This window comes from Devosia sp., from assembly GCF_014860165.1.
GTDB lineage: Bacteria > Pseudomonadota > Alphaproteobacteria > Rhizobiales > Devosiaceae > Devosia.
The window spans coordinates 69,978-89,932 of the sequence record NZ_JACZKG010000008.1 but is presented as its reverse complement, the minus strand read 5'-3'; the positions used below and the strand labels follow the sequence as shown (position 1 = coordinate 89,932).

The following is a 19,955-nucleotide window of genomic DNA, read 5'->3' as shown; positions in this document are numbered from 1 at the left end:
CGGCAATGAAGAAACTTCTAATCGGCGCCCTTGCAGGCGCAATGACGATGGCGGCAGTGGGTGGTGCTTGGGCCCAGGATACCGTCACTCTCCAGCTCAAGTGGGTCACCCAGGCCCAGTTCGCCGGCTATTACGTCGCCCAGGCCAAGGGCTTTTATGAGGAAGAAGGCCTTACGGTCGAAATCAAGCCGGGCGGCCCTGACATTGCACCCGAGCAGGTAATTGCCGGCGGCGGCGCCGATGTCATCACCACCTGGATGGCCGCGGGCCTTGCCGCCCGCGAGCGCGGTGTGCCGCTGGTCAATATCGCCCAGCCCTTCAAGTCCTCGGGCCTTCTCCTGACTTGCCTCAAGGAAGCCGGCGTTGAGACCACTGCCGATTTCCCGGGCAAGACGCTGGGCGTCTGGTTCTTCGGCAATGAATATCCGTTCTACGCCTGGATGGCCAAGCTCGGCCTGTCCACCGAAGGCGGTGCCGAGGGCGTCGAAGTGCTCAAGCAGGCCTTCAACGTCGATCCGCTGATCCAGAAGCAGGCCGCCTGCATCTCCACCATGACCTATAACGAATATGGCCAGGTGCTGAAGGCCGGCATCACGCCCGAAGAGCTGACGGTGTTCAACTACCGCGACGAAGGCGTCGGCATGCTCGAGGACGGCCTCTATGTGCTCGAGGAAAACCTGGCCGATCCGGCCTTTGTCGAGAAGATGACCAAGTTCGTCCGCGCCTCGATGAAGGGCTGGGCCTATGCCCGCGACAATGCCGAGGAAGCCGCCCAGATCGTGCTCGACAATGACTCGACCGGCGCCATGACGCTCGAAGACCAGCTCTACCAGATGACCGAGGTCAACAAGCTGACCGAAGGCTCGACCGGCGCCCTCGATCCGGCCGATTACCAGCAGACCGTCGATACGCTGCTTTCCGCTGTGTCGCCCGACAATCCGGCAATCACCAAGGCTCCGGAAGGCGCCTTCACCACCGTCGTCACCGACGGCCTCTAGGCCGAACATGACCGCAAGATAAGCTCCCTTGAGGGAACTGGATGCCTGGAAGGCGGGGAGAGATCCCCGCCTTTTCCTTTGCGCCAAAGCGCTCGCCCAAATGTGCACATAATTGATGCAACTTCGGAACGATTCATGCTGTCGGACGGTTGAAAGCGCACTGCGTCAATCAAGAAGAAGGCATCATCCCATGAACTCCATCATCTATATCGTCGGCCTCATCGTCATCGTCATGGCCATCCTGTCGTTCATCGGTCTTGCCTGACCCTATCCTGGCAAGATCAACAACAACAAAATCAGGAGAGACTCCCATGACCATTGATGCGCCCGCGGGCGTTGTCGTCACCAATTCAGTCGCCGGTAACAGGGATCAGTCATCCTATGTCGATTGGCCCGCGATTATTGCTGGGATTATTCTGGCTTCGGCCATCAGCCTTGTGCTGATCAGCTTCGGCTCGGCTGTCGGCCTCAACTTCCTCGATTTCGGTTATGGCGATGGTCCCAATCCCATCTTCGTCGGTATTGCGGCCGCGACCTGGTTTCTCTGGGTGCAGATTTCGAGCTTCATGGCCGGTGGCTATCTCACCGGCCGTCTGCGTCGCCGCTATTTTGACGCCAATGAAGACGAAAGCGATCTGCGCGACGGTGCCCATGGCCTGCTGGTCTGGGCCGGTGCGGCAATCCTGGGCACCATGATCGCCGTCGGCGGTATCGGTGCCGCAGCCAATGCAGTCGGCTCTGCCGCAGCAACGGCCACGACCGCTGCATCCAACGTTGCCGAAGGCGCCGCCGATGCGGTTGATCCCAACGCCTACTTCGTCGACACCATGTTCCGCTCGGCCCAGCCGGCTGCGGACAGCGAAGTGGCGCGTGGCGAAGCCGGCCGCATCTTTGCCCAGGCAGCTCTGGGTGATGGCACCGTGGCCGAGGAAGACCGCACCTACCTCGCCAGTGTCGTCGCCGCCAATACCGGCCTGACTCCGGAAGAGGCCCAGGCCCGCGTCGATCAGACTATCGCCAATGTGGAAGCTGCCCGCCAGGAAGCCCTCGAAGCGGCCCGTATTGCCCGCAACACCGCCATTATCGGCGCCTTCCTGCTCGCCGCATCGCTGCTGGTCTCGGCCATCGGCGCCTATTGGGCGGCCCAGAAGGGCGGCAACCATCGCGACGAAAACACGGTCTTCGCCGGCGTTTTCAAGCGCTTCTAAATCGTCAGAAAGGAAACAACCATGCTACGCGGTCTTGGACTTTGGCTTCTCGGCGTGCCGATCTGGCTGATCATCATCATCGTTCTCTTCCTGCGCTAGGAAGAGCCAAGGCGGGGAGCAATCCCCGCCTTTTTCACGCGCTCAGGCTGTGTGCGTCTCCAGCCACTTGATGAGCTGCACGCGCGACTGGCCAGCGCCCACCTTGAGATCGACCGGCTCGCCATTCCTGAACACCATCAGCGTCGGCATCGCCCGCACATTGTACTGCACGGTGATGCCCGGATTGGAATCGACGTCGAGCTTGACGATCTTGACGCTGTCGGCGAGCGTCTCGGCCAGCTCGTCGATAGCGGGCTCCATGGCCTTGCAGGGCGGGCACCATTCGGCCCAGAAATCCACCAGCACCGGGCGGTCCGACGCCAGCACTTCGGTTGCGAAATTGGCGTCAGTCACATGCAGGGCCATCACTCATCTCCATCGGCAGTGGACGATGAAGGCTAGAGAGAGTCGGCCATCTTGGGAAGGCATACAATATGTGGTGGGTGGATGAAGAGAGAATGTCCTTCTCCACCCACTGCTTTTGATCGAAGCTCCTACTCCACCGTCATTGCCCGGCTTGTCCGGGCAATCCATCCCTCCGCCTATGCCGGAGCATGGATCACCCGGACAAGCCGGGTGATGACGAAGTGGAGCTATCGAGCGCTGGCAGGCGCGGAAGCCCACAAACAAAAACACCGCCGGATCGCTCCAGCGGTGTCTTCATAAATTCGTCGCCCGATCTCAGGCGGCGTGGCCTTCGAGCCACTTGGTGAGGCCCGCCTTGGGAGTGCCGGCACCGATCTTCATGTCAGCGGCTTCGCCGCCCTTGAACAGGATCATCGTCGGAATCGAGCGCACGCCATACTTGCTGGCCGTGCCCGGATTGTCGTCGACATTGAGCTTGACGATCTTGACCCTGCCGGCCAGTTCAGTCGAAAGCTCATCGAGCAGTGGTGCGATCGCGCGGCATGGCCCGCACCACTCTGCCCAGAAATCCACGAGGACGGGCTCTTTGGAGTTAAGGACTTCCTCGCCAAAATTGGCGTCGGAAACGTGAGTAGTCATGGGTTATTTGCCTTCTGGGTTAAAGCGGCGGTCTCTGTGCGCCTAAAGCTGGGGAGAGTCCAGCCTAGGGGCAAGTCCACTCACCGCATGGTGAAGCCCCTTGCCCCTGCCGCCAGCTTGTCCGAGGGCAGAAACATCAATGATTCCAGTCGTGTCCACAATATTCCCGCTCGCACGGTTCGTCCGGGGAAAAGCTGACCTGCAACCAACGCATATAATCCGAGCTGGGTAAGATAGTTCCCCGGCACATCGCCCGGCCCCCCGGGCACCGATGCGTCGGACTTGTAGTCGACCACCATTACCCCCGACTCGTCAATGACAAGGCGATCGATCCGGCCCGCGAGACGGATATCTTCGCCATCCCTGACGGCATCGACCAGGAACGGCACTTCGGCGCGGCTGCCGGGCCCGAACAGGGCCGCCAGCTCGGGACGGGTCAGGATGGAGATGGCCTTGGCGCCGAGCGCGGCATGGCTGGCTGGCGCATCGGGCAACAGCACCAGCAGCGCCTTGGGCACGACCTCGGGCCAAAGGGCGGGCGCAACCCGGCCCAGATGCTGCAGCAAAGCGTGGAGCGCGATGCCTTCCTTGCGCGCCGCATCGGCGTCGCGCACCTGTTCGGCCAGGCTGTCGAGCGCCAGCGCCGGCGCCACATGGGCGCGGGCCGACGATGGCGTCACGATCGGAATGGCCGGAGGCGGCGGCACCGCAGCGGGACGGATGGGCGGATCGGCCGGCCGCACCGGGGGGCCAAGGCTTTTGACCGGCTGCGGCGGCACCCGCTCGCGCGGATAGACCAGGGCAAGCTCGCGGCCTTCCGCGTCCAGCTGGCTTTCGCTCGCGTCCCGCAGGGCGCGGTCGATGGCCTGATACCAGGTGTTCTCCAGCTGGCGATCCACCTTCGAGCCGGGGGTCAGCGCGCCCGTGACGTAAAGTTCGTCTTCTGCCCGGGTCATGGCGACATAGAGCTTGCGCCAGTATTCCTTGCCGAGATTGGCCTCGATCGCGTCGCGCGCCGCCTTGCTGCCCTCGGCGTGCTGCCGGCTGCCCGATGCATGCATGAGCAGCGGTCCGGGCGCCCTGTCGAGCACATAGACCGGCCGGTTGACCTGGTTGCCCTGCGGCTTGCTGGCGGCGTCGGCCAGGATGACAACGGGCGCCTCGAGCCCTTTTGCCCCATGCACGGTCATGACGCGCACGCCGCCGCTGGTTTCGTCGAGATTGCGCTTGATGGAAATTTCGGTTTGCCGCAGTTCGGCAACAAAGCCCTGCAGCGAGGGCTGCGGCCCCTGCTCATGCTTGAGCGCCAGGTCCAGCAACTCGGCAAACACCTCGTCGACTTCGTCGCCCAGCCGGGCATGGAAGCGGCGCAGACCCCCACCGGCATAGAGGACCTCGGTGAGAAATTCGAACGGCCGCTCGAAATCGAGCTCGCTGCGCCAGCGCGCGAGCTGCCGGTAGGCCGCCAGGCAGGTCGGCACGGTGCAGACCTGCAGGGACCGCCACAGCGTTGTGTGCTCGTCGCGCGGCTGCGCCAGCGCATAGAGGTCATCCTCGGTGACGTCGAACAGGGGGGAGCGCAGCAATGCGGCAAGCTGCAGGTCGTCTGCGGGATTGAGCAGCACGTCGCACAGCGCCAGCAGGTCGAGCACGGCAATATGGGTGCTGACCTCAAGCCGGTCGGCCCCGGGTGTCGGCAGGTTGTGCTTGCGCAGCGCCCGGATGATTTCCTGGAACAGCGCGCCGCGCGACTGCACCAGGATCAGCACGTCCTGCGGCCTGACCGGCACGCCGCGATTGGCCAGCGGCCGCTTGCGCGCAATCCAGCCGGCAATTTCGCCGGCTATGCGCTCGGCGACCTGCCGGGGCGCCGTGCGCTCGCCGCCCTGGGCCTGGATCGGCCAATCAGCTTCGTCACTCGCACTGGCTATTTGCTGGATGGGCGGCCAGAGCGTCACCGACCCGCCGGTGGCCTGGCGGGCGGTATCGTGATGCACCTTTTCCATCGATAGCAGTGCCGCCTGGATATCGCCCTGGTCGCTCACCAGATCGACGGCCTTGAGAATCTCGGGCAGCGTGCGGAAGCTGGTATGCAGCGGCAGCTTTTCGAACGGTATGGCGCTCTGCCTAGCCCGGACGCTGAAATCGGCGCCGGTTTCGGCGAACAACGTCGGTTCGGCGCCCTGGAATGAATAGATCGACTGCTTCTGGTCGCCCACAGCGAACAGCGAGCGGCGCCGGCCGTCACCGGCCGCGCCCGCGAAGAACTCCTCGGCAATGGCGCGAACCACCCGCCACTGCTCGGGATTGGTATCCTGGCTCTCGTCGACCAGCACGTGGTCGATGGCGGTATCGAGCTTGTACTGGACCCAGGCGCCGACTTCCCGATCGGCAAACAGGTTGCCCAGCCGCTCGACCAGGTCGTCGAAATCCATGAGTGATCGGGCCCGCTTGCGCGCTTCGTAGCGACGGGCAATGGCAGCAACGGCGTCGAGCAGGGCTTCGCTGCGCTCGATAAGCCGGGCGCTCCGCAATTCGGTGAGCAGTGTCGCCAGGCGCCCGGCCTCATCGGCCGCCAGTTGGGCCAGCACCGGATCGGCCGCCCAGACCGCCTTGGCGGGGAAGTTTTTCTGCAGCTCATCGTCCTTGGTAAGGAAGATGCCCTTCCAGCCCTCCGTATGCGGATGGTCGGGATCGACGCCGGTCATGTCCTTGAGCAGGGCGACGTTTGCAATCGAGAGCAGGCGGCGGAAATCTGCCCCGTCCAGCAAGCGGCCACCGACAATCTCGGCTTCGATCTCTGCACCGGGGCGCGGAAAGGCGACATCGGCCAGTTGACGCAGGTTGGCCTTGGCTGCGGCCGGGTCGGCCAGCACCGCGCGCAGCTTGCGGCCATCCATCAGCGCCAGTTCGATCGCCTGGGAGATCTGGAAATCGCTCAGCAGGTTGAACAGGGTCTCGACCGCATCGGCAGGACCGGCGCCGCGCAGGCCATCGGCCAGCACCGCCTCGCGCGCTGCCAGGATCATCTGCTTGCGCTCTTCATCCTCGATCACGGCAAAATCAAACGGCACGCCGGCCTCGATGGGGAAGCGGTGCAGCACGCTTTCGCAGAAGGCGTGGATGGTAAGAATTTTGAGGCCGCCCGGCGTCTCGAGGGCCCGGGCAAACAGGGTGCGCGCCCGCGTGACCATTTCCGGCACGAAGTCCTTGCCCTCGATGTCGCGCAACTCCTTGACGAGGGCTGCTTCGTCTATCGTGGCCCATTCGGCCAGCCTGGCGGCGACGCGGCTGCGCATTTCGGCTGCGGCGGCCTTGGTATAGGTGAGGCACAGGATAGCCTGCGGCCTGACCCCGCTCAGCAGCAGGCGGAGCACGCGGCGCGTCAGCACATAGGTCTTGCCGGAGCCGGCATTGGCCTCCACCCAGATGGACCAGTGGGGGTGGGAGGCCAGCGCCTGGTGGCGGCGCGTCTCCGGTGGCACCGACATGGGGCCGCGCTCGCTCACCACCATTGGATGATCTCCTCGTCGTCCTCGACCGCGGTCCATTCGGCCATGCGCATGAGATGGTCATAGGCGCCGGGGAAGCGCTGCTGCTTGACCGGCAGGATGCGGGGTACCATTGGCGTTTGGTTAAGCAGGAACAGGTCGACATGGCGCTGCATGCGCCGCACGATCTCGTCGGCGGCGGTCATGATCGTATGGCCTTCGGCCAGCGCGAACCCCTTGTCGATGAAGGCATCGGGTCCGAGCCCGATCTTGATGTAGCGCAGGGCGGATGTGTCGAGCGGCGGCACCGGCGCAAGCCCGCCCCCCTTGGCCATGGCCACCTCGAGCAGCATTTGCGGCGCTTCGAACTTCGTCATGGCGCCGGAGGTGGGAACCGAGCCGGTCTTGAAGTCGATGATCTCGAGCTTGCCATCGGTCAGCTCGTCGACCCGGTCGGCCCTGCCCGTCAGGGTGAATCCAACCGGCAAGTCCCATCGGCCATCGATTTCGGCATGGCGACGCTTGACCCGCCCGTCGCGCTCGCGCTCGAAGGCAAGGAACTGCCGCGCCGCCACGGCGAAGCGCCGGACCCAGATGTCGCGGCGCTCGGCGATGGCGTCGAAGCCGGCGAATTTATCGCGGGCAACGGCGGTGAGGATGTCGAAGGCGGCTGGGTCGGTGACGTCATGGCCGCCGAGAACAAAGTCAGAGAATATGTCGTGCACCGCGTTGCCGCGGTCGCGGGCATCGGCCGAAATGCCCAGTCCGTCCAGCGGGTTCAGCTTCAGCACGCGCTTGGCATAGATATCGTAAGGCGAGCGCATCAAGGTCTCGATCTGGGTGACCGAGAGCTGGCGCGGACGGACCTCGGCGGGCGGGTTGGGGGCTGGTCGCGGCGCGCTCATCACCCTGTCCACGGCATCGAGGCGCCGCGCCTGCTCCAGCCAATGCTCGCCGCGCCGCCGCCAGTCGCCTGCCAGTGCGGCGCCGGCAAAAGCCTCGAGCCGCTGCAGCAGTCGCGACGGCAGCGACGGGCTGGTGCCCACCCGGTTGGCATAGGCGATGATGACGCGCCCGTTGCCCATGCCCTGGACAAAATCATGCGCGGCCTGGCCCTGCCGGCGTTCGGGCGGCTCCAGCCCCGCCGCCAGCCGCATGCCGCGGCTGAGCCAGGGGCCCGGATCGGCGGTCTGCGGCCACTTGTCCTCGTTGAGGGCGGCCATGATCAGCAGGTCCGGATTCTGCAGGCGGGCCTCAAGTTGGCCCCAGATGGCGATATCCTGCCGTCGCTCCTCGCGGGTACGCACCTGGACGCCCAGCATCAGCGCCTGCAGCACGCGGTCGAGCCCGCGTGGCTCGAACGGATGGCCATGATCGACCTGCCCCGCCATTTGCTCCGCCCAGGCTGCCAATTCGGCGCGGCCGGGAATATCGGCCCCCTCGGTGACCAGATCGAAACTCTGGCACAGGGCCTGGACCAGCACGCTGGCCGAGATCTTGGGCAGCGCCAATAGCGCATGCACCGGCGCAAGCGCCGTCTCGATCCGGGCGAACAGCGCCTCGATCGGGTCGCGGTGGCGATCGCCCAGGCGCTTGGCCGGGTACTTGGTGATCTTGCCGATGTTGGCTTCGAGCAGGGTGCGCAGACCCGGCAGGCCCGGCGCCGGACGCTGCCCTCGCAGCAGGCCCAGTTCGATATTGTCGGCCAGCCGCGAAATCTCGTGGCGTTGCTGGCCGAAAAGTGCGGCACGATTGCGCAGCAGGGCGATCAGGTCCACTGCGCCGCAGCCGCTTTCGGCCACCGCCAGAATCTGGCGCAGCAGCCGCCCTGCGGCCGACTGGAACAGCGGCGCGCCGGCGGCGTCATCAACCTCGATGTCGAAGCGCCTCAGTTCCGCGGCGATGCGGCGCGCCAGGTTGCGGTCGGGCGTGACGATGCCGACGGTGTGCCCCGCCGCCAGGGTCTCGCGCGCGGCCAGGGCAACGGCGCGCGCCTCCTCGTCCTCGTTGCGGGCGGCAATGATGGATACGCCCACTGTCGCCTGGGCGTCCTCCATTGGCATGGCATGGGCCTTCTGGGCTGGCCAACGGGTCGTGTCCTTGGCCAGCGCCATGGCGCGGTTGACCAGGACGGTGCGCGGGTCGGTGCCGGGGGCCAGGTCCTCGACCGCGCTGGCCGGGCTGCCCAGTTCAGCCAGCAGGCGGACCAGCTGGTATTGCGGATGCCCATGCGGGTTATGCTCGTTGGCGAGCAATGCTGCCTGGTCGTCCGCATTCATGGTGGTATCGAGCCCCGGCAGGACCACCGCCCCACGCGGAAGTGCGTTGATGGCCTTGAGCAGGCGGGCGGTGGCGGGGATCGATCCGGTGGACCCGGCAGCGATGACGGGGCGTTCCCCGAACAGCCATGGCAGCGACTGCGCCTGCCGGTCGAGCCGCAGGCCGCGCAAACCCGCGCTGTCGGCGCGGCCTACGCTGGCCAGATGCGCTGGCCAATAGTCCAGCGCGATATTGAGGAAAGTCAGCGTCTGCTGCCAATAGGCACCCAGCTCGCCACCCAGGTCCGAAACGATGGCGCGGATATCGGCTGCCGTTCGTTCCTCGGTTAAGAGGTCATCGATCAGCTCGCCCAGCGATTCCGACATGGAAAGGATTTCGGCTGCGGTGGGCGGCGTCGAAAAGGCGCGGCGGCCCTCGGATGTGTCGGCCCAGGCTGCCACCAGCCGCGACAGCACCAGCCGCCGCTCCAGCGAACTGGCGGCCGGCAAAGGCGGGGTGACGTCAAAGGGCGGCAGGAAGGGTTCCTCGTCCTCCACCTCGCCACCAAAGGTGCGGATATCGGGCAGCAGGCCCCTGTTGTCGCTATGGCGGGCAAAGGCATCGGCCAGCGCGAGCCTGGCGCGGCGCGTCGGCACCACGATGGTGACATCGCTGAGCCAGAGTGGCTGCGTGCGGTCCCAGCCCGCCAGCAGCGTGCCATCCATCACCCTGTCGGCGAGGGTAGCGAGAAAGCGGGCATGCGGGGCAATGGAAAACAGCGTCATGGCGTAAGCTGTCTCTCCGCTTCCGCCAGCGCCTCGGGGTCGCCGACATGGAACCAGGGCGCATCGAGCACCACGCCGCGCAGCGTCTCCCGCTCCAGCGCCGCCTCGAACAGGTCGGTAAGCGGGAAGGCCCCATCCGGCGTGCCCGCAAAGAGATTTTTGCCCAGCAGCGCCACGCCGCCATAGATCACCGGCGCGCCATAGTCGCGGGTCACTTCGCCCTGCGGCGACAGGCAGAAGTCGTGGCTGCGGGCAAAGCCGGTAGCGTTGCGGGGATGCACGCAGAGCAGCACGATGTCATCTGCCCCGGCATAGCGGGCCAGCATCCGCCCGATCGGCGCATCGCTGCCATCAGGCCAGAAGGCATCGGTATTCATCACCAGGATCGGGTCCGAATGCAGCATCGGCAGCGCCTGCTTCACCCCGCCGCCGGTGCCCAGCAGTTCGTCCTCGCGGCTGACCTTGAGCAGGCCCCCGAAATGGGCCAGCAGCTGGTCGGCGCGATAATGCGCATTGGCGACGAAACGCTTGGCGCCCTCGGCCCGCGCATTGCCCATGATCCGCTCGATCAGCGGCACCCCCGCCACCGGCACCAGCGGCTTGGGCATGGTCTCGGTGATCGGCCGCAGCCGCGTACCAAGGCCGGCCGCCAGCAGCATCACGTCGGGGAATCGGGAGGCGTCGTTCATGGCCGGATAAGACCGGGCGTTGGCGGGGATGTCTAGAGCGCAAGGCTCCAGTCGTCTCCCTCCCCCTTGTGGGCGGATCAAGGGTTGGGGTGAGTCACAGGCACCGAGTCTGCGGCCGCAACCCCACCCGACCCCTTGCGGGGCCACCCTCCCCATAAGTGGGAGGGAAGGCGCCGACCAAAAGTCAGGAGCCTACAGTCGCCCGATCGCCTTCCGCATTCGCCCCACAAACGCTTCGACCTGCCGCCCATCAGCCGTCTCGGCCTGGTGGAACGACAGCATGTCGAACCGCGCCTGCGGTGCACAGGCGAAGACCAGTCCCGTCTTGAGCACCCGTTTCACCGGCTGACGCATGACGATAGCGTCGATCCACCAGGGCGAGCCCAGGGTCGTGACCACCAGGCACGATTTGAGCCCCGTCAGCAGCGGTTTGATCGGAGTGCCCTGTTCGAAGGCAAATTTCGGCGCCCAGACGCGATCGAACCAGCCCTTGAGGATGGCGGGCAGGGAGAACCACCAGGTGGGAAAGACCAGCACCAGCATATCGGCGGCCGCCAGCCGCTGCTGCAGGGCGACGATCTCGGGACCCGGCTCGGGCGTCTTGTAGTGCAGGCGCCGCTCGGCCGCGGTCAGCGCCGGCTGGAAGTCCTCGGCGTAGAGATTGAGCACATCCACTGTGGCGCCGCGAGAGCGCAGGGCGTCGATGGCTTCATGCGCCAGGTGTGCACAGAGGCTGTCTGACAGGGGATGGGCGAGAACGACGAGGGCCTGCATGCAATCTCCGCAAGAAAAAACCGCCGCACCCTGGGGTGCGGCGGCACAGTGGCTTGGAGGTCAGCCAAAATCAATTGTCGTTGCTTCGCCGGCGATACTCGCTGCCCAGATACATCACCGCCAGGGCGAACACGATGCCAATACCCACCTGGGCCCAGTCCACCCGGCCCAGCAGGTCGCTGGCATAGAGCAGGGCATTGAACGGTTCAGTGCCGACAAACCAGCTGTCGATATAGCCGTCCTCCATCAGCGGGAAGGTGGCCCGATAGCTGAGATAGTTCCAGGTATGGGTGGTGAAGGGGTGCAGGCCCCCCAGGGTTACCCATTCCAGCGTCGCGGCAATGGCTGGCAGCACCAGCGATACCGGAATGGCCCAGCGGCCCATGGCTGTAGCTAGCCCGCCGATCAGCGCCAGATAGGGCAGGTACCAGACCAGGCCCACCGCGATGGTGATCAGGATGGTCAGCGCCACATGGCCATAGACCATGACGATGGCACCCAGCGCACCCACGGTAGCGGTGCCATTGATCAGCATGGCGACGAAAGCCACGCCATAGAGCAGCACGCCGCTCAGCAGGGCGACCCCGTAGACCGTGCCGGGCAGGAGAGTGATGGCGGCCACCAGCTTGGAGAGCAGCACCTTGAAATCGCCCACCGGCATGGACTTCCAGAACAGCATGGCATTGTTGCGCTTGTCGGCGGCAAAGCCGTCGGCGGCGTAGAAGAATAGCGTGGCCATCAGGTAAAGCGACCAGGCCACGCCAAAGCCGAGGAAGCCAAGCTCATAGACGCGCAGCGGCGCTACGGTGAGCAGCGCGCCCGAGAACTTGGCATCGACGCGACCGACCGTGAAAGCCAGTATGGTCGCGCCGAACATCACCACCACCAGCAGCAGCGGGCCGATCAGGAATGCCCCGCGATGCTCGATCAGCTCGCGGTGGATGAGAGCGGTAAAAGCCTTCATCGGGCGCTCTCCGGGTTAGCAGTCGGCCGCTGCATCAGCGCCACGAACAGGTCGCTGAGCGTTGGTGTCGAAAGCCGGCCGAAGGGCTCGAGCAGGTTGCGGTCCACGCCATCGAAGATCATCACGGTCTGGCCGAAACGGGTTTCTTCATAGACCGGATTGTAGGCACGGGCCGCGGCCTGCGCCTCGGCATCGTTGACCACCAGCTGGGTGAACTTGTCGTTCACCGTCTCCATCTGCATGTGCAGGATCAGTTCGCCATCGCGGATGAACATGATGTCGGAGAGCATGAACTCGATCTCGTCCACCTGATGGGTGGTGATCAGTAGCGTGCGCTCCTCGGTCATGTAGTCTTCGAGCAGCCGCCGGTAGAAGCGCTTGCGGTAGGTGATGTCGAGGCCCAGCGTCGGCTCGTCCAGCACCAGGAGCTTGGCGTCGATCGCCATCACCACCGCCAGGTGCAGCTGGGCGATCATGCCCTTGCTCAGATGCTTGACCTTCATCTCCGGCTTGATGTCGGTGCCTTCGAGAAAGCTGCGCGCCTTGTCGATCGAAAAGTTGGGATGGATATTGCTGAGCAGCGCGAAGAGTTCGCGCACCCGCAGGAAGCGCGGCAGGCTGGCGACATCGGAGATGAAGGCGACGTTCTCCATCAGCTTGGCCCGCTTGGCGAACGGGTCTTCGCCGAGCACCCTGATCGTGCCCTCGCAATTGGTCAGGCCCAGCATGGCGTTGAGCGTGGTGGTCTTGCCGGCGCCATTATGGCCGATCAGGCCATAGATGCGGCCGGGCGGAATGTCGAAATCGAGCCCGTGCAGGATCTCTTTGCGCCCGAATTTCTTGCGCAACCCACGCGCGGAAACGATCGGCTCGATGATCTCGGGCTGGCTGGCGAGGGAAAGCTCATTCATGGGACGGCCCCTTGGGATCGGTAATGGTGTCGAGAAGGGTCTTGAGGTCGAGATCGAGCGCCTTGATCTGGGCGGCAATGCGCGGCCAGTCCTCCTTGATGAACTTGTCGCGCTCATGAGCGAGCAGTTCAGCTCGCGCCCCGGTTTTTACGAACATCCCTAGCCCTCTGCGTTTTTCCACCACCCCGACATCGACCAGCGCCTCGAAGGCCTTGGTGACCGTCAGCGGATTGACCGACAGGTCCGCGGCAATCTGGCGGACCGAAGGCAATGCCTCGCCCTCGCCGACCGACCCCCGCAGGATCATTTCGGTAAGCCGCTGCCGGATCTGAACGAAGATCGGCTGGCTGGTGTGAAAGTCATCCATGTGTTATGCCTATCTAGTGTGCTAGATATGTAGCACACTAAAACAATGAGTCAAGCGGGTTCTGCGGGCGTCAGAATCGACTTGCCGGAGGCGATGCCGCGCACTATCCAATACAATACCAATTGGAGACCACTCATGAGCCAGCATCCGTTCAAGATCGAAATCTGCGTCGAGGGCATCGATGGCCTGGTGGCGGCGCAGACTGCCGGGGCCGATCGGGTGGAATTGTGTGCGAGCCTGCTCGAAGGCGGGCTGACGCCGAGCCTGGGCGTGGTGCGCGAGGCCCTGCGCGTGGCGACCATTCCCTTCCACGTCATCATCCGCCCGCGCGGCGGCGACTTCCTTTATTCCGAGCTCGAATTCCAGACGATGCTCGAGGACATCAAGGCCTTGCGCGACCTGGGCAATGTGGCCGGCGTCGTCATCGGCTGCCTGACAGCAGATGGCAGGATCGACGAGGCCCGCACCACGGCGCTGGTCGAGGCGGCACGGCCCATGTCGGTCACCTGCCACCGTGCCTTTGACATGACGGCAGATTATCGTGAGGCCATCGAGGCGCTGGTGAGATGTGGTGTCGACCGGGTGCTGACCAGCGGCCAGCGCGATACGGCCATCGAGGGCCTCGACATTCTCAAGGATACCCAGACCCTCGCCAATGGGCGCATCGTGATCATGGCCTGTGGCGCCCTCGATGCCGGCAATATCGGCCAGGTGAGGCAGGCGACCGGCGTCGACGAGATGCATTTTGCTGCCCTGCACACGATCAAATCAGGCATGGCCTTCCGCAACCCCCATGTCGGCATGGGCGGCACCGCCATCGAGCGGGAATACGAAATCACCCTGACGGATGTGGACGCTGTGCGCGCCACCATTGCCGCCGCCCGCGCCGGCGCCTGAAAATCCTGTGCTGACAGGCCCATCCCCGCTTGCCTGCGGCGCGCTGTCGCAGGAAACGTGAATTGTCGATCCCTGATTCGGGAGTCGGCAGGGGAAGTCTTTCTGGGGATACCAAGCGTCATGAACAAACTGATTGCGGAATTCATCGGCACCGCTGTGCTGGTGCTGATCGGCTGCGGCGCAGCCGTACTGGGCGGCGACGCCATCGGACAGGTCGGCATCTCGCTGGCCTTCGGCCTTGCCATCGTCGCCATGGCCTATGCCATCGGCCCGATCTCGGGCTGCCACATCAACCCGGCGGTGAGTCTGGCGCTCTATATCGACGGGCGCCTTGAACTCATCAGCATGATCCAGCATTGGGTCGCCCAGTTTGCCGGCGCGCTGGCCGGCGCGGCGATCCTGTGGGCCATCGCAGGCAGCAATGCCAATCTTGGCCAGAACGGCTGGGGGCCCGGCTATCTCGGCGAATATTCGCTCCTCGCCGCGCTGCTCTTCGAGATCGTCTTCACCGCCATCTTCGTCGTCGTGATTCTCGGTTCGACCGGCGACCGCGCCGCGCCGCACTTTGCCGGCCTTGCCATCGGCCTGACCCTGGTAGCCATCCATCTGGTCGGCATCCAGGTCACCGGCGTCTCGGTCAATCCGGCCCGCAGCTTTGGCCCGGCAATCCTGGTTGGCGGCAATGCCCTGGCCCAGCTCTGGCTCTTCATCGTCGCGCCCCTGGCCGGCGGCGCCCTGGGCGGACTGCTCTACCGCTTCAAGATCCTCAAGATCTGATGCCTCGGCCGCCGGAGCCGTCCGGCGGCCTTTTCCATTTCCGGGCGACCGGATAGAAGCGAGGCATGGCCCGCTCCTTCCTCTTTGCGCAAGATACCGGCGATGCCGCGACCACGCGGCTGATCGCGACGGCCGCGCAGCTCACCGGCTTCATGAAGGGCGAACCCGGCCCGGCCCGGCCCGGCTGGTACCGACCCGGCGCTGACAATGGCCCCATGCTGGCCGAGCTCCACGCGGCGCTGGCCGCGACCTACCCCAAGGCGGGCCCCGCCTTTTACGCCGTACGGCTCTGGACCAACCTTCTGTGGCAACCCGCCTATCTGGCGGTGATATCAGCGCATTTCCACGGCGCCATGCCCGACCTATCTGGTCTCAGTCAGCAGCGGCGCGGCATCTATGTCGATGGCTACCGCCTGTTGCCGGGCGCGCAGGTCGCCGCTTCTGTCGAGGCGCTGATCGACAATGCGGGCAGCCAGCTTTCGGCAATGACCGCAGCGATGCTCGAGGAGGTCAATGCGCTCGCCAGGCTCAAGCCCCTGCCGGCGCGGCGCCTGCTGGCCGATCGCATGCTCAGTCTGATGGTGTGGCTCAGCCAGCGCCGCCGCGACCTGCCACCCGAGCAGATTGAGGCCTATTCAGCCCAGTGGCTGCACGTGCTGGGCCTGACCGGGCAGGGCGGGCTCGAAACCGTGCAGGGGCCCGCCGGGCAGCGCCTGCTGATCGTCAAGCGCAAGGGCTGCTGCCTCGACTATCGCATCGACCCCGATCGCCTCTGCGCCACCTGCCCAAAGCAGGACAATGCGGTCCGGCTGGCCCGGCAGACGGCCAACGCGCTGGCGGAACTCTAGTCGAAAACCTCGTCGGGATAGACGCCCCAGAGTTCTTCCTGGTGCAGATAACCCGAATAGGTGCTGCCGCGCTGGCTCGCATCCTGCCCGGTGGCACTGACCTGGCACCAGGTGCCGTCGCATTCCGCTATGGTGACCTTGAGACCCGGCCCCAGCCGGGCACGGATGCCGGCTTCGTCGGACTGGCTGGCGCGCAGCGGGATTTCTCCATTGGCAATGAGCGGCGTCACATAGCCTGCGCGGGTGCCGGCGAGCAGGTTCTGGTGGATCCAGCCTTCGCTGCCGTCCACATCGCGAATCTTGCGCCAGGTGTCGAATTCCTGCACGATTTCCACCGGAATCCCGGATTTGAGGTAGGTCCAGGCAATATCGTATTTCTGCCCGGGTCCGACGCGCACATTGATGGGCTCGGACCGGGTGGTCGCAAAGCGCGGCAGCGGCAGGCCGCTGGGATTGTCCGCTTGCGCAAGCGCGGGCGGCGCCAGCAGGGCCAGCACCAGCAGGACCCAGGGCAGACGGCGGCAGAGAGCGCTGGAAATGCGGCCAAAGCGGCCACGGATGGTCTCGTCAAACATGACTTTGCGTAACAAATGGAATTGCCCTATCACTAGCCAATGATCCTTAATGGGCACTGAAGGGGGAGTTTTCCACACCCCTGATGCCTCCGATCCCGGACCTTATGACCAGCCAGAAACCGCACATTCTCGTGACCCGGCGCCTGCCCGAGACCATCGAGGCCCGCATGGCGACGCTGTTCGAGACCCACGTCAACGAGGGCGACGTCACCCTGACGAGCGACGACATCATCGAGGGATTGGCCGGGAAGGACGTGCTGGTCTCCTCCATCACCGACCGCATCGATGCCGACCTCATCGCCCGCCTGCCCAAGAGCGTGCGGCTGATCGCCCAGTTCGGCAATGGCGTGGACAATATCGACATCGAGGCCGCCTGGGCGGCGGGCCTGACGGTGACCAATACACCCTCCGTCCTCACCGAAGATACGGCCGATATGGCCATGGTGCTGATGCTGGCGCTGCCGCGGCGCTTGGTGGAAGGCACCCAGATGCTGGTGCGCGACGGCGTCTGGGCCGGCTGGTCGCCCACCTCCATGCTGGGACACCGGCTGCGCGGCAAGGCGCTGGGCATTGTCGGCATGGGCCGCATCGGCACGGCGGTGGCCCAGCGCGCCAAGGCCTTTGGGCTCAACATCCATTACTTTTCGCGCAATCGGCGTCCGCCGGGCATCGAGGACCCGCTTGAGGCGACCTATTGGCATGATCTCGACGCCATGATCCAGGCGGTCGATATCGTCTCGCTGCACACCCCGCATACGCGCGAGACCTTCCATATCCTCTCCGCCGAGCGCATCGCGCGGATGAAGCCGGGTAGCTTCGTGGTCAATGTTTCGCGGCCCGAACTGCTGGACGAGGCTGCGCTGGTGGCCGCCATTGAAAGCGGCCATCTCAGTGGCGCAGCCCTCGATGTGTTTGAAAACAAACGCGGAATTGACCCGCGCCTGCTCGCTTTGGCCGAGGCCAACAAGGTGGTGTTGACCGCCCATATGGCCTCGGCGACGCTGGAGGCCCGCATCGAGATGGGCGAGACTGTCATCGTCAATATCCGGGCCTTCATGGATGGTCACCAGCCGCCACACCGCGTGCTGCCCGAGGGTGGGCGGGGCGGGTTGCGGGCCTGACGCCGTTTACCGCAATCGATATAATTTGACTTGCCCCGATGGCCCATTCCCTCCTAAGGCTCGTGCAGAACAGAGGGTGGGAGGCCCCAGGAAATCATGGTTTTTGCCCGCAGCATGCTCGCAGCTTTCTTGCTCGGTGCCTCGTTGGTGCCGGCCTTCGCGCAGGTGGTGACCGAGGCGCCGCTGACCGAACAGGGTAATGCGCTGGTGCTGACCACCATCGGCCACCAGTTTACCCTGCCGCTGCCCGATTGGCTGACGCCCGCCGAACGCCTGTCCGGCAATGTGCAGCCGCTGGTCGAGACCAGCTTCCGCTCCGACCCCAGCCAGGCTCTGCTCGAAATCTACCCCAAGGGCGAAACGCCCGAGCGGTGGACCACGCTCTATGGCGCCCGCATCACGCTCGAGGCCAGCCGGCCGCTGGCCGACTACCGCAGCGCCGTGATGTATGGCTATAGCCAGACCTGCAATCCCAAGCTCTCGGGCTTCTTCCAGTTCGGCGAGGATGCCGGCGAACAGCTGGCGCCGCTCGGCTATGTCTGCGGTGCCTATGTGGACGGGCTCGAAGGCTATGCCGGCCAGGGCGAGGTGATGGTCATGGCCTTTTCCAAGACCGAGAAAGGCGTCGCCATCGCCTATCAGGAATGGCGCGGCCCCCTGTTTGATCCGTCGGACCCGACCACCTGGCCGGTCAGCACCGATGTGCTCAAGGCCCGTGCCGAGCAGCTGCAGACAGAGGTCTCGCTCAGCCTCGCCGATTGACGGCGGAGCGGGGAGGTTCTAATTCCCCCCGATGAGCAAAGACAACAAACCCACCGGCCCCAGCCAGCGCATGCTGCGCGTCGGCGAACTGGTGCGCCACGCGCTGGCCGCCATGTTCGCCCGGGGCGAGATCGAGGACGACGCGCTGCGCGGTTCGGTCATCACCGTGCCCGAAGTGCGCATGACGCCCGACCTCAAGATCGCCAATGCCTACATCATGCCGCTGGGCGGCATGCATGCCGAAGAGATCGTCGCTGCCCTCAACCGGCACCGCAAATTCGTCCGCGGTCGCGTGGCCCCGCAGATCAACATGAAATTCGCGCCCGAAGTGCGCTTCTATGTCGACGATACATTCGACGAAGCCAGCCGCATCGACAGCCTCCTGCGCTCCGAGAAGGTGCAGCGCGACCTCGATGGCGAAGACGGCGAGACCGAGTGAACCAGCCCAAACGGATCAAGCGCGCCATTTCCGGCTGGGTGGTGCTCAATAAGCCCTATGACATGACCTCCACCCAGGCGGTGGGCAAGGTGCGCTGGCTGTTCGGCGCGGCCAAGGCCGGCCATGCCGGCACGCTCGACCCGCTGGCATCCGGCATATTGCCGATTGCCCTGGGCGAGGCTACCAAGGCCGTGCCGCAGGTGCAGGACGGCACCAAGGTCTATCGCTTCGCCATAAAATGGGGCAGCGCCACCACCACCGACGACGCCGAGGGGTCAGTGGTCGCCACCTCAGATGTCCGGCCTGAGCGGGCGGCGCTCGAAGCGGTCCTGCCCCGGTTCACCGGCACGATCCTGCAGCGCCCGCCGATCTTTTCGGCGCTCAAGGTCGATGGCGAGCGCGCCTATGACCTGGCGCGGGCGGGCGAGGCGGTGGAACTGCAACCGCGCCAGATCGATGTCGACGCGATCGAGCTGATCGAGCATGGCAGCGACCAATCCGTGCTCGAAGTCACCTGTGGCAAGGGCACCTATGTGCGCGCCCTGGCGCGCGACATCGCCGAGACCCTCGATACGCGCGGCCATGTCAGCATGCTGCACCGCTCGGCGGTGGGGCCGTTCCACGACCAGGACGCCGTGACCATCGACCAGCTCGAGGCCCTGCCGCTGGAAGAGCGCGATGCACTGCTCAAGCCCGTTGCCTCAGGCTTTGCCGACCTCCCTGAGATCCGCCTCGATCCGCAACAGGCCACCGCCGTTCGCCATGGCAATGCAGTGCTGCTGACCGGCGCGGGCGCGCCGGTATCGCTGGACGAATGCTGGGTGAGCTTCAAGGGCGAGGTGCTGGCCACCGGCTGGGTCGAATTCGGCCAGTTCAAATGCCGCCGGGTGTTCAACTAGGGCCTATGACCTCTCCCCTCAGGGGAGAGGGAGCCGTCGTTCAGCGCGACGCTGCCTCGGTCATGACTTTGCCGCCTTGATCCTTTG

General features: G+C 65.1%; 19 protein-coding genes. 9 read left to right on the top strand and 10 right to left on the bottom strand.

The genetic code is table 11. From position 1 onward, the window contains the following. The first annotated feature begins 5 nt into the window (after positions 1 to 5). Both IH615_RS01585 and IH615_RS01580 read left to right on the top strand, forming a co-directional pair. Positions 6 to 998 (top strand): ABC transporter substrate-binding protein, encoded by a 993-nt coding sequence (locus IH615_RS01585; protein ID WP_291359271.1) that lies wholly within the window; start codon positions 6 to 8, stop codon positions 996 to 998. Between the two features lie 311 nt (positions 999 to 1,309). Then, positions 1,310 to 2,206, top strand: a complete 897-nt coding sequence (locus IH615_RS01580) for a hypothetical protein (protein ID WP_291359270.1) — start codon at positions 1,310 to 1,312, stop codon at positions 2,204 to 2,206. Between the two features lie 141 nt (positions 2,207 to 2,347). Here the strand turns inward: IH615_RS01580 and trxA (IH615_RS01575) are convergent, their stop codons facing one another. The 9 genes from trxA (IH615_RS01575) to IH615_RS01535 all read right to left on the bottom strand — a co-directional run bounded on the left by trxA (IH615_RS01575) (position 2,348) and on the right by IH615_RS01535 (position 13,550). Next, positions 2,348 to 2,671, bottom strand: coding sequence for a thioredoxin (trxA, locus tag IH615_RS01575; RefSeq protein ID WP_291359268.1), 324 nt, complete (start codon positions 2,669 to 2,671; stop codon positions 2,348 to 2,350). Positions 2,672 to 2,986: 315 nt separating this feature from the next. Then, positions 2,987 to 3,310 (bottom strand): thioredoxin, encoded by a 324-nt coding sequence (gene trxA / locus IH615_RS01570; protein ID WP_291359266.1) that lies wholly within the window; start codon positions 3,308 to 3,310, stop codon positions 2,987 to 2,989. Positions 3,311 to 3,390: 80 nt separating this feature from the next. After that, a complete protein-coding gene (gene addA, locus IH615_RS01565; protein ID WP_291359265.1) occupies positions 3,391 to 6,825 on the bottom strand; it encodes a double-strand break repair helicase AddA in 3,435 nt (1,144 codons plus the stop codon). Beyond that, positions 6,816 to 9,845, bottom strand: coding sequence for a double-strand break repair protein AddB (gene addB, locus IH615_RS01560; protein ID WP_291359263.1), 3,030 nt, complete (start codon positions 9,843 to 9,845; stop codon positions 6,816 to 6,818). The genes addA and addB overlap by 10 nt, the downstream gene beginning before the upstream one ends. Then, positions 9,842 to 10,534 carry a nucleotidyltransferase family protein gene (locus IH615_RS01555; RefSeq protein WP_291359261.1) on the bottom strand — a complete coding sequence of 231 codons (693 nt, stop codon included), beginning with the start codon at positions 10,532 to 10,534 and terminating at the stop codon, positions 9,842 to 9,844. The genes addB and IH615_RS01555 overlap by 4 nt, the downstream gene beginning before the upstream one ends. A 192-nt stretch (positions 10,535 to 10,726) precedes the next feature. Beyond that, positions 10,727 to 11,308, bottom strand: coding sequence for an NAD(P)H-dependent oxidoreductase (locus IH615_RS01550; RefSeq protein WP_291359259.1), 582 nt, complete (start codon positions 11,306 to 11,308; stop codon positions 10,727 to 10,729). A gap of 70 nt (positions 11,309 to 11,378) precedes the next feature. After that, a complete protein-coding gene (locus tag IH615_RS01545; protein ID WP_291359257.1) occupies positions 11,379 to 12,272 on the bottom strand; it encodes a hypothetical protein in 894 nt (297 codons plus the stop codon). Further along, positions 12,269 to 13,183: an ABC transporter ATP-binding protein gene (locus tag IH615_RS01540; RefSeq protein ID WP_291359254.1), complete on the bottom strand. Its 915-nt coding sequence runs from the start codon at positions 13,181 to 13,183 to the stop codon at positions 12,269 to 12,271. The genes IH615_RS01545 and IH615_RS01540 overlap by 4 nt, the downstream gene beginning before the upstream one ends. After that, the gene (locus tag IH615_RS01535; RefSeq protein WP_291359252.1) at positions 13,176 to 13,550 is read right to left on the bottom strand and encodes a GntR family transcriptional regulator; all 375 of its coding nucleotides are present in this window, start codon (positions 13,548 to 13,550) and stop codon (positions 13,176 to 13,178) included. The genes IH615_RS01540 and IH615_RS01535 overlap by 8 nt, the downstream gene beginning before the upstream one ends. A 135-nt stretch (positions 13,551 to 13,685) precedes the next feature. On the opposite strand from IH615_RS01535, the gene IH615_RS01530 reads away from it, so the two are divergent. From IH615_RS01530 to IH615_RS01520, 3 genes are all read left to right on the top strand, one after another. After that, positions 13,686 to 14,447, top strand: a complete 762-nt coding sequence (locus IH615_RS01530) for a copper homeostasis protein CutC (protein WP_291359250.1) — start codon at positions 13,686 to 13,688, stop codon at positions 14,445 to 14,447. 120 nt (positions 14,448 to 14,567) lie between these two features. Next, positions 14,568 to 15,224, top strand: coding sequence for an aquaporin (locus IH615_RS01525; RefSeq protein WP_291359248.1), 657 nt, complete (start codon positions 14,568 to 14,570; stop codon positions 15,222 to 15,224). A 65-nt stretch (positions 15,225 to 15,289) separates the two neighbouring features. After that, positions 15,290 to 16,072, top strand: a complete 783-nt coding sequence (locus tag IH615_RS01520; RefSeq protein ID WP_291359246.1) for a siderophore ferric iron reductase — start codon at positions 15,290 to 15,292, stop codon at positions 16,070 to 16,072. On the opposite strand, the gene IH615_RS01515 is transcribed toward IH615_RS01520, so the two are convergent. Continuing rightward, positions 16,069 to 16,647, bottom strand: coding sequence for an SH3 domain-containing protein (locus tag IH615_RS01515; RefSeq protein WP_291359244.1), 579 nt, complete (start codon positions 16,645 to 16,647; stop codon positions 16,069 to 16,071). The genes IH615_RS01520 and IH615_RS01515 overlap by 4 nt on opposite strands. Before the next feature lie 104 nt (positions 16,648 to 16,751). Here IH615_RS01515 and IH615_RS01510 point away from each other — a divergent pair, with 104 nt between their 5' ends. The 4 genes from IH615_RS01510 to truB all read left to right on the top strand — a co-directional run bounded on the left by IH615_RS01510 (position 16,752) and on the right by truB (position 19,868). Then, positions 16,752 to 17,768 (top strand): D-glycerate dehydrogenase, encoded by a 1,017-nt coding sequence (locus IH615_RS01510; RefSeq protein WP_291359242.1) that lies wholly within the window; start codon positions 16,752 to 16,754, stop codon positions 17,766 to 17,768. A gap of 96 nt (positions 17,769 to 17,864) precedes the next feature. Beyond that, complete coding sequence (locus IH615_RS01505) at positions 17,865 to 18,530, top strand: hypothetical protein (RefSeq protein ID WP_291359240.1); 666 nt, start codon at positions 17,865 to 17,867, stop codon at positions 18,528 to 18,530. A 31-nt stretch (positions 18,531 to 18,561) separates the two neighbouring features. Continuing rightward, on the top strand, positions 18,562 to 18,969 hold the full coding sequence (rbfA, locus tag IH615_RS01500; RefSeq protein ID WP_291359238.1) for a 30S ribosome-binding factor RbfA: 408 nt from the start codon (positions 18,562 to 18,564) through the stop codon (positions 18,967 to 18,969). Then, a complete protein-coding gene (truB, locus tag IH615_RS01495) occupies positions 18,966 to 19,868 on the top strand; it encodes a tRNA pseudouridine(55) synthase TruB (RefSeq protein WP_291359237.1) in 903 nt (300 codons plus the stop codon). The genes rbfA and truB overlap by 4 nt, the downstream gene beginning before the upstream one ends. The last annotated feature ends 87 nt before the right edge of the window (positions 19,869 to 19,955 follow it).